We start from the raw sequence: 14,622 nt of genomic DNA, 5'->3' as shown, positions 1-14,622 counted from the left end.
AAAAGGCTTATTGTAAACATGGTAGATAAACGCGAATCCTATACCAAAGAAGATCTGATTCTGTCAGGTCGTGGTGAACTGTTTGGCGAAAATGGTCCGCCGCTTCCGTCAGGCAACATGTTGATGATGGACCGCGTGGTCAAGATGACCGAAGACGGCGGCAAATATGATAAAGGCTTTGTTGAAGCAGAGCTGGATATCAATCCTGACCTTTGGTTCTTCGGCTGCCACTTTATTGGCGACCCGGTGATGCCAGGTTGCTTAGGCCTGGATGCCATGTGGCAGCTGGTCGGTTTCTATCTGGGCTGGCTGGGCGGCGAAGGTAAAGGTCGTGCGCTGGGCGTGGGTGAAGTGAAATTTACCGGTCAGGTTCTGCCTGAAGCGAAGAAGGTCACTTACCGTATCCACTTCAAACGCGTCATCAACCGCAAACTGGTGATGGGCGTTGCCGATGGCGAAGTGCTGGTCGATGGCAACCTGATCTATACCGCCAGCGATCTGAAAGTAGGCCTGTTCAAAGATACCGCAGCTTTCTAAACGTTTCCCCCTGAAACGAAAACCTCCGCGCGCAGCGGAGGTTATATTCCCTTTTCAGTGACATCCGGCTAGGCAGCTACCGACCTGTCCTCCATGGCTTGTCGCCAACCTCCCAACCAGTGAGACTTAGCGTCAATCATCTGATACGGACACATCTCTTTTGAGCGTCCAGTAATGCCTGCCTGATAACCACGTGAATGGGCGCGTTCGAGGCGGTCTCGTTTCTGTCTCTTCATACTCCGTGTCCCTCATGTAAGGTCTGTGGAATCTGGTGGAAAGAAAAAGGTGGTGAATTAATGTTCAACCACCCTAATGTTCTACCCGCTACGCGCCCAAAGATCAATGCGCAATCTTCACGCCAGTGTCATAAATGTGACCTCTGTCTGACAAAATTACGCTATTTTGTGATGGATCCGGCAACACTATCTCGCTGATTACGCTAATAAAAAAACCCCTGTTTTTCGTCGCTGGTGCTTAACGAAAATCAGGGGCTTAGCTTATTTATTCATACTCTTCTTAATTTAACGCAACCGTACTGTTGGCGATCTGCTGCGCGGTTTGCTGCCAGCCCACCGCCAGCGTTCTGACCAGCGCATCGTAACCATCTTCAGTCTGTGGCAGCGCCAGATTGAACGCCTGCTTGGTCAGATGACCCTGATGTTCGAGCGTCCACTCACCACTGATCACCGCCTTGCCGTCGTAGCGACCCTGGAAGCCAGTAATGGTCACGTTCAGGGTGTCGTGCTGCGCGCCCATTGGCGTACCGGCGACCAGTCTGCCCGGCAGGGCTTTACTGAGGTTGGTAATCAGCGTTTGCTGCAGTTGCTGATCGAGCGGGCTGGCCCAAAGGTTATTGGCGGCGATAACATATTTTACGTCACTGGTCTGATAGACCAGTCCGTTACCTGCCAGATAATCAGGCACCGTAACCTGCTGAACCCACAGCATCGGTTGCGCTTCAGTGGTGCTGCTACTGCTGACCTTCATCGGCGCCGCCCCGGAGGGCAGCTGATACCAGGTATTATCGATGGTGCTGCTGCACGCGCTCAGCAGCAGCGCGGCAGAGAGTATCATTCCTTTCTTCACTGTTTCGCCCTCTTAGGCTGGGGATCCTGTCCCGGTTTCGCCTCAAACACCAGCGCGTTGCTCTTGGTATTCAGCGTCTTCAGCACCGGCTGCAGTTCACGCAGCACCTGGTCGAGTCGCTGCATATCTCCGACCAGCTTGCTGTACGCTGGTGAGCCTGGCTGCAGTCCTTTCATGCTGCGGTTCAGCTCACGCAAGGTCTGTTGCATATCTTCCGGCAGCGTTTTCATTGCCGGGCTGGCCGTCACTTTATTAATGTTTTCGATGGTGCGTTGCAGGTCACGCATCGTTCGCTGACTCTCTTTCAGCGTGCCGGTCGCTTCGCTAATCATACCGTTAAGCGGCAGTCCGTTGATCTTATCCAGCGCCGCCATCAGCTTCTGCTGAATCTGACTCAGGCCACCGCTGACGGTGGGGATAACTTCATAACCCGATACTTTCTGCGGCCCTTTGTAAGCTGGCGCATTGTCATAGAAGTCGAGATCGACGTATAACGCACCAGACAGCAGGTTGCCGGTTTTCAGCGTGGCACGCAGGCCGCGTTTCTTACCATCCTGCAGATGCTGTTGCAGGTCGAAGTTTTCGCCCAGTCGGCTGATAAAACGATCCGGTTCGATGCGGATCAGCACCGGCACCCGATAATCATTGTTCAGCGCCTGATCCAGACCCGCTTTCATCAGTGGCGCTTCAGACACCGTACCGAGGCGAATGCCGCGGAATTCAACCGGCGCACCGGCCTGCAGGCCACGAATCGAATCGGTAAAGAACAGCAGATAATCGATATGATCGGTATACAGCGAGTCCTGAATGCTGCGTTGATCGTCAAACAGATGATAATCAGACTGATTCTGTGCGGCCTGGCCCAGATCCCAGCCATCCGGCACGTCAAAGCTGACGCCACCGCTGAACAGCGTGGTCAGCGATCCCATTTCCACCCGCATACCTGAGGCAGACATATCGACGGCGATGCCACTGTCCTTCCAGAAGCGGACATTGGTGGTCACCAGCCGATCGTACGGTGCCGCGATAAACAGCTGATAAGTCATCATGCGTTTATCGGTATCGAAGGTGCTGGTTTCAACCGTACCCACGCGATAGCCACGGAACAGCACCGGATCGCCCGGATTCAGCTGGCCGGCTTTTTTGCTGTCGAGGATAATGCGGATGCCTTTAGCATCCGGTGGCGCTAATGGTGGCGCATCCAGCAGGTTAAACTGTTCAGGCGCTTCACTTTTGGTACCCGGCTGTAATTCAATATAGGCACCTGACAGCAGGGTTCCCAGCCCGCTGATGCCTTCGCGACCAATTTGCGGTTTAACCACCCAGAAAACGCTGTCTTTGTGCAACAGTTTTCCCATACCGGCATTGAGGCGGGCTTTGATTTCTACGTGATGCAGATCGTCGCTCAGCACTGCGCTCTCGACCACACCGACATCAACGCTGCGGCTTTTGATGGTGGTTTTACCTGCTTCAATGCCTTCAGCATTTTCGGTAATCAGAGTAACGACCGGACCCTGGTGGCTGAAGTGATAGAACAGAATCCATCCGCCGATTAACAGCGTAACGATGGGGACAATCCAGACTGGCGACCAGCGCTTGATCTGTTCCACCTTTGCATGGCCGTGATTAGTTTCCGTCAAGGCGCGACTCCTTAATATTGTTTTCGCGTACACGATCCCAGGTTAATCGCGGGTCAAAGGCCATTGCAGCAATCATGGTCAGAATGACCACCAGCGCAAATAACACTGCCCCCCACGCGGGATACACACTCATTAATTGCCCCATGCGCACCAGCGCAGAGAGCACGGCAATCACAAATACGTCGATCATCGACCAGCGACCAACAAATTCAACCACTTCATAAATCAGGTGCATCTTGTGGCTATCATGGCTTCCACGTCCGCCGGCATCCCAGCAGAGCCAGCCGATCGCCAGCATTTTCAGCGTCGGCACCATAATACTGGCGATAAAAATCACCAGCGCCACCGGATAAGACCCGTCGCTCCACAGTAAGATCACGCCCGCCATAATATTGGAGGGATAAGCGCTGCCCAGCGTTTCTGTCACCATAATGGGCATCAGGTTAGCGGGAATATAGAGAATGACCGAAGTCAGCAGCAGCGCCAGCGTCCATTGCAGGCTGTGTTTACGACGCACTGATGCCACCACTCCGCAGCGGGTACAGTGGCGCTGCTCTGCCGACAGAATGGCGGTGCAGCAGGGACAAGATCGCAAGTCCTGCTGCAGGCCGGTGACGCCAACTTTGGGTGGATGCGGCAGAGCAGGTAGTGGCGCAATGCTCTGCCACAGCTGACGCCGATCGATGCATTGAAAGGCCCGCAGTTGCAGCAGGCAGAACAGACACCACGGCCAGAAGCTGGTTTCCAACCCGATATCGCCATACGCCATCAGCTTGACGAAACTGACCAGCACCCCCGCCATGAAGATTTCCGCCATGCCCCAGTTGCGTAACTGAAACAGTATGCGCGCCAGCCCCAGTTTCAGGCTGTTGGGCAGCGGCACCGGATTTACCAGCAGCAGAATGGTGACCATGCAGAACGCCGGAATCGCCTGAACAAACAGCAGGAACAGCGTCGCCAGGCTGCTGTAGTCCTCCGACACCATCACCTGCGGTATCTCTGTCAGAGTGATCTGGCTGCTGAGCCCGGCCACTTTCATGGTGATAAATGGAAACAGGTTAGCCAGCAGCAGCATAAACAAGGCGGCCAGCGCATAACCGGTTGGCCGCCTGCGCGGCTCGTACCAGTTCGCCGTCAGGGAAGTGTGACAGCGCGGGCATGAGGCACGGCTGCCAACGGGGATGTCCGGCAGCTTATTCATTAAATCGCATTGTGGACAGAGCATCCACGCGTCACTTTTATCTGCTGAACACATCCGTTATCCCTTGCTCTACGCGCCGTTTTTCATTGACTCAAGCTCTTCCCAACGCGCGAAAGCGGTTTCCAGTTCCTGCTCAGCCTGCGCCAGACTGTCCAGTACCGGTTGCGTCTGATCATGGGCCTGGCTGAAGAAGTCCGGATGACTCATTTTCGCCTGCAGTTCGCCAATTCTCGCTTCCAGCTGTTCCAGCTTTTGCGGCAGCTGTTCCAGCTCACGCGCCAGGTTATAGCTTAGTTTGTTGACGCTGCGTTTGGCAGCCTCGTTTTTCTCTGTCGCAGGTTTTGCCACAGTGCTCGCGGCTTTGGCCGGTGCGCCCGCTTTCTGCTGCTTATAGGCCGCACGCTGCTGTTGGGCATCGTGATAGCCGCCGACGAAGGTGCCAATTTCACCGTTGCCTTCGAAGATCCAGCACTCGGTGACGGTATTGTCGACAAACTGACGATCGTGGCTCACCAGCAGCACGGTGCCCTGATAGCCATCAATCAGCTCTTCCAGCAGCTCCAGCGTTTCAACGTCGAGGTCGTTGGTCGGTTCATCGAGAATCATCAGGTTGCTGGGACGCAGGAACAGACGCGCCAGCAGCAGGCGGTTACGCTCACCACCGGACAAGGCACGCACCGGCGTCATGGCGCGTTTAGGGTGGAACAGGAAGTCCTGCAGATAGCCCAGCACGTGACGCGGCTTGCCGTTGACCAGCACTTCCTGCTTGCCTTCAGCAAGGTTATCCATCACGGTGCGGTCCGGATCGAGCTCGGCGCGGTGCTGGTCGAAATAGGCCACTTCCAGCTTGGTGCCAGAATGAACGCGGCCATGATCGGCTTGCAGCTGCTGCAGCATCAGGCGCAGTAAAGTGGTTTTACCGCAGCCGTTCGGGCCGATCAGCGCAATTTTATCGCCACGCTGCACCTGGGAAGAGAAGTTTTTCACCAACACTTTGCCGTCAACCGCATAGTCGACGTTTTCCAGCTCAAACACGATTTTGCCCGAGCGCGACGCTTCGCCCACCTGCATGTTGGCTTTGCCCATCACTTCGCGACGTTCTGAACGTTCACGACGCAGCGCTTTCAGCGCACGCACGCGGCCTTCGTTACGGGTACGGCGCGCTTTGATGCCCTGACGGATCCAGACCTCTTCCTGCGCCAGCTTGCGGTCGAATTCCGCGTTCTGCATCTCTTCGACGCGCAGCGCTTCCTCTTTCCCTTCGAGATACTGGTCATAATTGCCCGGCCAGGAAACCAGTTTACCGCGGTCGAGATCGACAATTCGCGTCGCCATGTTGCGAATAAACGAACGGTCATGCGAGATAAACACGATGCTGCCGCTGAAGTTCTTCAGGAAAGTTTCCAGCCAGTCGATGGTTTCGATATCGAGGTGGTTCGTCGGCTCATCCAGCATCAGTACGCGCGGATTGCTGACCAGCGCCCGACCAAGCGCCGCTTTACGCAGCCAGCCACCCGACAGCGATGAAAGTTCGGTATCGGGCTGCAGACCAATCTGCTCCAGCACATCATTGATACGGCTTTCCAGCTGCCACAAATTCTGGTGGTCGAGAATGCTCTGCAAACGCGCCATTTCATTGAGGTTTTTATCGCTGGGATCTTCCATCACCACATGGGAAATAGCGTGATAAGCCTTGAGATGTTCGGCCTGTTCTTCCACGCCTTCGGCGACGAAGTCATACACTGAACCGGTAATATTGCGCGGCGGGTCCTGCTGCAGACGCGCAACAACTAAATCGGTTTCATAAACGATGCGACCATCATCCAGCGGCTGTTCGCCGTTGATGATCTTCATCAGGGTCGATTTACCGGCACCGTTACGGCCCACCAGACAGACGCGCTCGTTCTCTTCGATGTGCAGTTCGGTATTGTCTAACAGCGGCGCATCGCTGAAGGAGAGATAAGCGCCGTGGATACTGATTAATGACATGTAAACTTATTCCTTACCGACGTGAGTGATCAGCCAGCAGTTGTGAATTTGACGGTTACGCGCGAAGTCCTGCGACTGCGTTTTTTGGGTAATGTCCTGCGCCTGCAGGCCCAACGCCTTCAGACCATCCATATCCATTTTGAAACCACGTTTGTTATTGGAGAACATGATGGTGCCGCCGCGACGCAGCAGACGCTTCAGGTTGCGCATCAGCATCATGTGATCGCGCTGCACGTCGAAGCTCTCTTCCATACGTTTTGAGTTCGAGAAGGTCGGCGGATCGATAAAGATCAGATCAAAATTCTCATCACTTTCATTCAGCCAGCTCAGGCAATCCGCCTGCATCAGGCGATGCTGACGACCGGTCAGGCCGTTCAGACGTAAATTGCGCTCCGCCCACTCCAGATAGGTACGTGACATATCCACCGTGGTGGTTGAGCGCGCGCCGCCGAGACCGGCGTGCACGCTGGCGGTGCCGGTATAGGCAAACAGGTTAAGGAAGTCTTTTCCCTGACTCATCTGACCCAGCATTTTGCGCGCAATTCGGTGATCAAGAAACAGACCGGTGTCGAGATAATCAGTCAGGTTGACCCAGAAACGCGCATTAAACTCTTTGACCTCAAAATAGTCGCCCTTCTCGCTGAGCTTCTGATACTGCGCTTTGCCTTTCTGGCGTTCACGCGTTTTCAGGATCAGACGGTCGGCGGGCAGTTCAAGCACGGTGAGCGTCGCACTGATCACATCGAACAGGCGCTGGCGCGCTTTGTTCGGATCGATGGTTTTCGGCGGCGCATATTCCTGGATGATCACCCAATCGGCGTAGCGATCGACCGCCACGTTGTAGTCCGGCAGATCGGCATCATAAATGCGATAACACTCAATGCCTTCCTGCCGCGCCCACTTCTCCAGCTTCTTCAGATTTTTACGCAGGCGGTTGGCGTAATCTTCCGCGATCTGGCCGGCGCTTTCACCGCTGTTGACCGACAGCTGATAATTTTTCTGCACGCAATCCAGCGGACCGTTTTTCGCTTTGAACTGGCGATCGGCGCGCAGTTGCAGACAGCTCAGCAGTTCCGGCGAGGCGCTGAACAGCGACAGATTCCAGCCGCCAAAGTGCAGCTTCATCAGGCGTCCGAGCTGGCTGTGCAGCGCAATCAGCGCCGGCTCACTCTCCAGACGTTCACCGTAAGGGGGGTTGCTCAGCACCGTGCCGTGGATCAGTGGATCGACCGGGTTAGTCAGCTTCAGCAGATCCTGCTGGCCGAAGGTAAAGAGTTCGAATACGCCAGCACGACGGGCATTGGCCTGCGCCCATTCCAGCACCCGACCATTGTTGTCATAGCCGAAGAAACGTGCCTGAGTCGCCGCCGTGCCGTTACGGGCGCGGGTCTGCGCTTCGGTTTTCACTTCCTGCCACAGCGCGGCGTTAAACTGACTCCATGCGGTGAAGCCCCAGTGCTTACGCAACAGGCCCGGCGCGCGATCGCAGGCGATCAGTGCCGCTTCGATCAGCAGCGTGCCCGATCCGCACATCGGATCGATCAGCGGCGTAGTTGGCTGCCAGCCTGAACGCAGCACGATCGCCGCGGCCAGGTTCTCTTTCAGCGGTGCCTGTCCGGTCTGCTGGCGGTAGCCGCGCTGATGCAGCGCACTGCCGCTCAGATCCAGCGCAATACTGGCGCGATCGTCGTTCAGCCAGACGTTAATCCGGATATCCGCCTGCTCGCGATCCACATTCGGACGCTCCAGATTCTGGCGGGTAAAGCTGTCGACAATGGCGTCTTTCACCTTCAGGGCGCCGAACTGGCTATTGCGAATCGAATCATTGGTTCCGCTAAAGTGCACCACAAAGGTTTTGTCGCTGCCGAACATCGTTGGCCAGTCAACGCTTTGCACACCCAGATAAAGATCCAGATCGCTGTAGACGCCAAACTCTCCCAGCGGCAGCAGGATGCGTGAGGCTAAACGGCTCCACATCAGGCTTTGATACATTACGCGCTCGTCGGCCTGGTAGTGAACACCGCCCTGCACCACCTGCAAATCCTGCGCGCCCAGCGCGTCCAGCTCACTTTTTAACAGCTCTTCGAGCCCACGCGCCGTGCTGGCAAACAGAGAATTCATATCGTCACTTTTTAACTCTTGAGAAAATTGTTGCGCATTATAGCGAATCGGAGACCTATGTCATAAAGTTAGCTACTTTTGTCTTGCGCGCCTGGTTTCAAGGAGATCACCATGATTATGCTTTCCCGCTTATTTATTCATCCTGTGAAGTCGATGCGGGGATTGCAACTGTCGCATGCGCAGGTTTCAGACAGCGGACTGGCGTTTGATCGCCTGTTCATGGTGACTGAACCTGATGGAACCTTTATTACGGCGCGACAATACCCGGAGATGGTCCGTTTCACACCGGTGATTCTGCCGGATGGCCTGCTGCTGCTGGCACCGGACGGCAGCCATTCAAGCGTTAGCTTCAGTGATTTCAGCGGGCAGTATCATCCGACTGAAGTCTGGGGCAACCATTTCACCGCCCGTATCGCGCCAGAGGCAATCAACCAGTGGCTCAGTCAGTTCTTTCCGCGCGAGGTGCAGCTGCGCTGGGTCGGTCCGCAACCCACCCGACGGGTCAAAAATTTCGCGTCAGTGCCGCTCAGCTTTGCCGATGGCTTTCCGTTTCTGCTGGTCAACAGCGCCTCGTTAGCCGATCTGCAACAGCGCTGCCCGGCCAGCGTCCGTGTTGAACAGTTTCGGCCGAATCTGGTGGTCAGCGGTCCCGCAGCCTGGGAAGAAGATAGCTGGGCGGAGATTAAGATTGGCGAGGTGTTATTCGAAGTCACCAAACCGTGCAGCCGCTGCGTGTTCACCACCGTCAGCCCGGAGACCGGGCATAAACATCCGGCTGGCCAGCCCCTGGCGACATTGCAGGGCTTTCGCAGCGCGCAGGACGGCAGTGGCGACATTGATTTCGGTCTGAATTTAATTGCCCGCAATTCGGGCGTGGTTCGCGCCGGTGATACGGTTACCGTTATTAAACGACGTTCGCCGCGTGTTTACGGCGCGGGTGAGGTGGTTCAGACGCTGCAACCCCAGCGGCAGGCGCCGTCGGCCGTCAACATTACCTTTCAGGGCCAGACCTTCACCGGTGATAATCAGCAGGTGTTGCTGGAACAGCTGGAGATGCAGGGGTTCCGTATCCCCTACTCTTGCCGGGCAGGTTTATGCGGCAGTTGTAAGCTCAGGCTGGTTGCGGGGGAAGTTAAGGCCCTCAAGCAAAGCGCCATAGGTCAGGATGGCACCCTGTTGAGTTGCAGCTGTATTCCGGCTGGCGATGTGGAACTGAACTGATTACACCGCGCGGGCATAGCGCGGCATAATATCCTGACAGTAAGGTTGCAGGCGGTCGTTCATCACTTTGATAGCATCGCCAAGCACCATCGACTTACCCGCCAGCGTCAGACCGGGCTGTGCCAGCAGGCAGAGTGCGGCGTTATCGCCCTTCTCCACCACCAGCAGACGTGCCGGTTCGCCATTGTCCGCCAGCGTGACCTGCACCATCTCACCGATATTCGGCTGCAGGGCGGGCGCATAAGATGAGAAATGCCAGCTTTTCGGCATCAGCGGTTTCAGGAATCGTGCCGCCACCAGCGCATTTAACACCAGCTCCGCGCGGTGCTGGCTGCTCAACTTACACTGCCGACAGGTCTCTTCAAAGGTGTAATAGAGCGCGGCGTCATCAACACAAAAGCCGGTTTCATTAAACGCATCCGGGGTGAGCATTTTGCGGGAATAGCGGGAACGAAAAAGCATACCGTCAGCCAGGTCGAGCATCATTCGGTCGTGGCTGGCATCGAAATACCAACGCCAGTTATCATCAGGTTTGATTTTCATAGTGTGCCCTGTATTTACCGCTGCGCCAAAAATCACGCAGAATTCAGCGAAAAAAGAAACATAAGGAAAAGCTGAAAATTCGTGCAACAGGCCAAAATATAAACGAGCCGGAAGGATAAATAAACCCCCCGGCTGACGATTGTAAGAAATGTCTTAGAGATAAGTGACGATATCTTTAATTAATCCTGGTCCCTGATAAATAAAGCCGGAATAAATCTGTACCAGCGTCGCACCCGCTGCGATCTTTTCGCGTGCCGCAGTCAACGAATCAATCCCGCCTACACCAATAACTGGCAGTCGACCCTTCAGCTCCTGAGACAGGCGCTGAATCACCTCAGTGCTGCGCGACTGGACCGGACGACCACTTAGCCCACCGGCCTCTTCAGCATATTTAAGGCCACTCACCAGTGAACGATCGAGGGTGGTATTGGTGGCAATGACGCCATCAATCTGGTGACGGACTAAACTGTCGGCGACCTGAATTAACTCTTCTTCGGTGAGGTCGGGGGCGATTTTTACCGCCACCGGAACATATTTTAAGTGACGCTGTTCCAGCTCTTTTTGTTTTTGTTTGATCGAGACCAGCAGATCGTCCAGCGCTTCGCCATATTGCAGTGAGCGTAATCCCGGGGTGTTCGGCGAGGAGATATTGATCGCAATATAACCGGCATGGGCGTAGACCTTTTCCATGCAGATCAGATAGTCCTCTTTGCCTTGCTCGACCGGGGTATCTTTATTCTTGCCAATATTGATCCCCAGTACCCCTTTAAAACGTGCTTTTTTGACGTTTTCAACCAGGTGATCAACGCCGAGATTATTGAACCCCATGCGATTAATAATGCCGCCCGCTTCGACTAAACGAAACATCCGCGGTTTGTCATTGCCCGGCTGGGCACGTGGCGTGACGGTACCGACCTCAACGAAGCCGAAGCCCATTGCGCCAAAGGCATCGATACATTCGGCATTTTTATCCAGACCTGCCGCCAGGCCGAGGGCGTTATCAAAGGTTAATCCCATACAGGTTACCGGACGCGACGGCAGCTTCTGGCGGATTAACCCTTCCAGCGGTGTGCCGCTCATGAAACGCAGTTGCTGAAAGGTGAGTTCGTGCGCGCGCTCGGGGTCGAGTTTAAACAGCGCCGGTCGGACGATAGGATAAAACATGCACTCTCCTGAAGGACGGAAGCAATCGTGAAAGTCGGTGCACGGGAAAATGTGCGCCAGAATGGTAAAGTGCTCTGGCGCAAAAGTAAATCGAACGGCGAGGAAGGGGAAAAGTATCTGAAGCTGAGTTGATCTTACCCCACGGAATCGTTTACGGGGTCGATTCGGGCGTGGGCGGGAAACAGGTATTCACGCAGAATACCGCGCCGCAGCATGATGCCAAAAATGCCGATGCAGACGAACGCTTCCGCCAGCACCATCGACCAGGCAGCACCTATCGCCCCATACTGCCACGCCAGCAGGCAGCAAAGCGGCACGTTGATGACCCCAGCCGCCATCATCACCAGCATACGCTGGCGCGCCAGGCCGTGCGGGATCAGAATCTGCAAACCGGCTGGATAAGAGATATTGCCGAACAGGAAGCAGAGCACGAACACCCGCAGCACATCCGCCGACGGCATAAACGCCTTGCCCAGCAGCAGTGACACCACCTGATCGGCAAACAGCCAGGTAAATATCACAATCGACAGGCTGAGAGAAAACGAGAGCAGCAAACTTTTACGGGTGGCGGCAATCGCGGCGCGCTTATCGCGTCCAAACAGGTGGCTGACGCGTGGGAAGAAGGCGCTGCCGATCTGTTCCGGCACCGAGTTGGCCGCTTTACGCAGGCGATCTGCCCCGTTGTAAATACCGACCATGTAGTGCGAGGTAAACGAGGCGAGGATTACCACATTGACGCTGTTAAACAGATTGGCCCCGGCGATAGCGATAAACACATCCATGCTGTCGGTGATGCGCTGTTTGATTTCGCGTGGCTCAAAGCGGTAACGGCCAATCACCTTCATCTCCAGCACAAATTTCAGGGTGATGGCCGCACTGATAATCGAAACGGCCCCCGGGATCAGGGCAGCCAGCCAGGTATCCTCAGGTGTTTTGACCAGCAAAAAGGTCAGCGGGATAGCGCAGAAGTTACCAAAGGTGGCAATCACCGCCGTTTTGCCGAGCTTCTCAAAGCCCTGCATCAGCCAGCCAAACGAAAACAGCGAGCCGATCAGTGTGGTGCAGTTGGCAAGAATAATAAAGAACAGCGGATGCCAGGCCGGATTAAACCAGGTGGCCGTCAGCAAGGTGCCGCTGGTCAGCACCAGCAGCATCAGTTTGGCATTGAAGGTCGACCAGAACAGCTGACTGACCCGCGCTTTGTCATCACGATGGTGAGCAATATCTTTGGTGGTAAAGACATTAAACCCCCAGTCGGAGATGGTGCTGCAATAGAGCACGCAGGCAATCGCCAGCGCCAGGGTCCCCATCTGTTCGACGCCGAGGATGCGCGCCAGATAAGGCAAGGTCGCCAGCGGAAACAGAAACGAAGCGCCGCGGTAGGCCAGCAGTGAGAAGATATTAATAATCAGACTTTTATCAAGAACTTTTGCCATGTCGCAACAACCTTATACACATTGCATGTCTCACCTTCTCATTTCGCTAAGGCATAAACAATATTGCTAAACACTTTTCAGAATCAGGCTGCGCGGTTAATTTCTTTTTTGACCTTGTAGCTCTGCAAGGCAATAAACAGATCCGGTTGATTGAACAGCAACCACTCTTTAAAGTTTTGTGCTTTCACACCACGCCCCATAAAACGAATGGCATTACGCACATATTCCGGCACCGGCGTTTGATTATACAGCGATAAATAGATCATCAGGCGGAACGAGTGGGTTAAATAGGCTTTCTCCAGCGTCGTACGCCACTCTGTTTTAGCCTGGGAGCTATTTAAGGTATTGTAAGCGTGCATAAACGCGTCGTAGCGCTGAAAGAAAAACTCATCACCTTTGGTACTGTTTGTCAGCGAGCCGCTGCGAATACGCTGCTTATAATAAACCTGACGACTAACCCACGCCTGCTGACATTTCATAAATACCGACAGCGTGAAATTATGATCTTCATGAATCCGGCGAACGAAGCGTAATTTATGCTGCTCTATCACGCTTTTTCTCAACACGTAGTTCCACACCGCCGAGGTATAGCTGCCGTTACGCAGCAGGCGCATAAAGACTTCCTGAGGCCGCTGCACACCAAACTGGTCATGTTGGACTTTGGGTGAGGTTATCTCAATATGGCCATCTTCGTAGACGCAGGAATTAAAGCAGAACAGGTCGGTGCGGGGATGTTTCTCCACAACGCTGGCCAGCTCCGCCACCAGCCCATCAACCACCACGTCATCCGGGTCACAGAAGAACAGGAACTCGCCCTGCGCCAGCGCAATACCGGTATCGCGGGCATTGCCCAGTCCGCCATTTTCAATGGTGATCACTTTTACCTGAGAAAGATGCGCATAATTCTGCTCAATCAGGGCCAGTGTTCCATCGGTTGATCCATCATTTACAATGATTATTTCATTCGGCGCTTTTACCTGACGCAATAATGAATCAACGCACTCCACAATATATTTCTCAACGTTGTAAGTCGGAATAATCACCGATAACAGGATGTCAGACATAGGCAATTCTCTGCTGTTAGAAAATGACAATACGATTCACCTGCCTGATGCAGGTCATGACCAGAGGCGAAACGTCGGAAAAGAAGTATTCATTATTAAAGCTGCTTACTTTGAGCCTGATTATCTTAAACCGGTTAAGCCGATAAAGACCAGTCGGAAAAAAATAGCGCAGTGAAAAACAGGCTGTCACTGTTAAATAAGTTGCATCTATAGTCTGATAGGATGTTAAAACGGTTGAGGATTGATTTAATTTTGCAGTAAAAAGCAGCGGTAACCGGTCTCCGGAAAATGTAAGCGAATGCCTGAAAGCGTTAATATCTTCATTATTACATTGTTTTCGTTTCAGTGACCTTTCTGCAATTAATCTGAGCTGTTGTTACTCTCCCGCCCTGGGAGGGGTTGATTTTATATCGTTTTTTCCGATTATTTGCCCAGCCGCCTCGCTTTTCACGCCTCTCACCATAATAAGAATGGTTAAGCAATCAGTCTGCGGATGATTTACTGGCGGCGGCTCGCTTATTTTGTGATCTCGCTTCATCAGCTTTAATGAGTAATCGGACGGACAGCCCAAAATTTAAGAATTATCGGAAGCCGCTTTACCATCGCTTATTGCTTAGCCC

General features: G+C 54.1%; 12 protein-coding genes. 2 read left to right on the top strand and 10 right to left on the bottom strand.

Annotated features, from left to right (window positions below; all coding sequences use genetic code 11):
• The first annotated feature begins 18 nt into the window (after positions 1-18).
• Positions 19-537, top strand: coding sequence for a bifunctional 3-hydroxydecanoyl-ACP dehydratase/trans-2-decenoyl-ACP isomerase (gene fabA / locus AC6I8D_RS06735; protein ID WP_008925876.1), 519 nt, complete (start codon positions 19-21; stop codon positions 535-537).
• Positions 538-605: 68 nt separating this feature from the next.
• On the opposite strand, the gene rmf is transcribed toward fabA, so the two are convergent.
• The 6 genes from rmf to rlmKL form a co-directional block, all read right to left on the bottom strand.
• Entirely contained in the window at positions 606-773 is a 168-nt protein-coding gene (gene rmf, locus AC6I8D_RS06730; RefSeq protein WP_072050988.1) for a ribosome modulation factor, read from the bottom strand.
• 280 nt (positions 774-1,053) lie between these two features.
• On the bottom strand, positions 1,054-1,623 hold the full coding sequence (pqiC, locus tag AC6I8D_RS06725) for a membrane integrity-associated transporter subunit PqiC (protein WP_312052684.1): 570 nt from the start codon (positions 1,621-1,623) through the stop codon (positions 1,054-1,056).
• Entirely contained in the window at positions 1,620-3,263 is a 1,644-nt protein-coding gene (gene pqiB / locus AC6I8D_RS06720) for an intermembrane transport protein PqiB (RefSeq protein WP_312052685.1), read from the bottom strand. Before pqiB ends, pqiC begins: the two co-directional genes overlap by 4 nt.
• Positions 3,250-4,518, bottom strand: a complete 1,269-nt coding sequence (pqiA, locus tag AC6I8D_RS06715; RefSeq protein ID WP_312052686.1) for a membrane integrity-associated transporter subunit PqiA — start codon at positions 4,516-4,518, stop codon at positions 3,250-3,252. Before pqiA ends, pqiB begins: the two co-directional genes overlap by 14 nt.
• Before the next feature lie 15 nt (positions 4,519-4,533).
• Positions 4,534-6,453: an ABC transporter ATP-binding protein gene (locus tag AC6I8D_RS06710; RefSeq protein ID WP_312756484.1), complete on the bottom strand. Its 1,920-nt coding sequence runs from the start codon at positions 6,451-6,453 to the stop codon at positions 4,534-4,536.
• A 6-nt stretch (positions 6,454-6,459) separates the two neighbouring features.
• Positions 6,460-8,574 (bottom strand): bifunctional 23S rRNA (guanine(2069)-N(7))-methyltransferase RlmK/23S rRNA (guanine(2445)-N(2))-methyltransferase RlmL, encoded by a 2,115-nt coding sequence (gene rlmKL / locus AC6I8D_RS06705; RefSeq protein WP_312052689.1) that lies wholly within the window; start codon positions 8,572-8,574, stop codon positions 6,460-6,462.
• Positions 8,575-8,685: 111 nt separating this feature from the next.
• On the opposite strand from rlmKL, the gene AC6I8D_RS06700 reads away from it, so the two are divergent.
• Positions 8,686-9,795: a YcbX family protein gene (locus AC6I8D_RS06700; protein WP_312756482.1), complete on the top strand. Its 1,110-nt coding sequence runs from the start codon at positions 8,686-8,688 to the stop codon at positions 9,793-9,795.
• Here AC6I8D_RS06700 and AC6I8D_RS06695 read toward each other — a convergent pair whose 3' ends face one another.
• From AC6I8D_RS06695 to AC6I8D_RS06680, 4 genes are all read right to left on the bottom strand, one after another.
• Complete coding sequence (locus AC6I8D_RS06695) at positions 9,796-10,338, bottom strand: cell division protein ZapC (protein WP_312052692.1); 543 nt, start codon at positions 10,336-10,338, stop codon at positions 9,796-9,798.
• Positions 10,339-10,491: 153 nt separating this feature from the next.
• Positions 10,492-11,502, bottom strand: coding sequence for a quinone-dependent dihydroorotate dehydrogenase (gene pyrD, locus AC6I8D_RS06690; protein ID WP_312052694.1), 1,011 nt, complete (start codon positions 11,500-11,502; stop codon positions 10,492-10,494).
• Between the two features lie 134 nt (positions 11,503-11,636).
• A complete protein-coding gene (locus tag AC6I8D_RS06685; protein WP_069728118.1) occupies positions 11,637-12,938 on the bottom strand; it encodes a flippase in 1,302 nt (433 codons plus the stop codon).
• Between the two features lie 83 nt (positions 12,939-13,021).
• Positions 13,022-14,002, bottom strand: a complete 981-nt coding sequence (locus AC6I8D_RS06680; protein ID WP_497819823.1) for a glycosyltransferase family 2 protein — start codon at positions 14,000-14,002, stop codon at positions 13,022-13,024.
• Positions 14,003-14,622: the final 620 nt, after the last annotated feature.

Source organism: Pantoea sp. X-Soil-MYKO-1785 (genome assembly GCF_059730675.1).
Note: the sequence above shows the minus strand (reverse complement) of the source record. Positions and strands in the feature narration are given on the sequence as shown.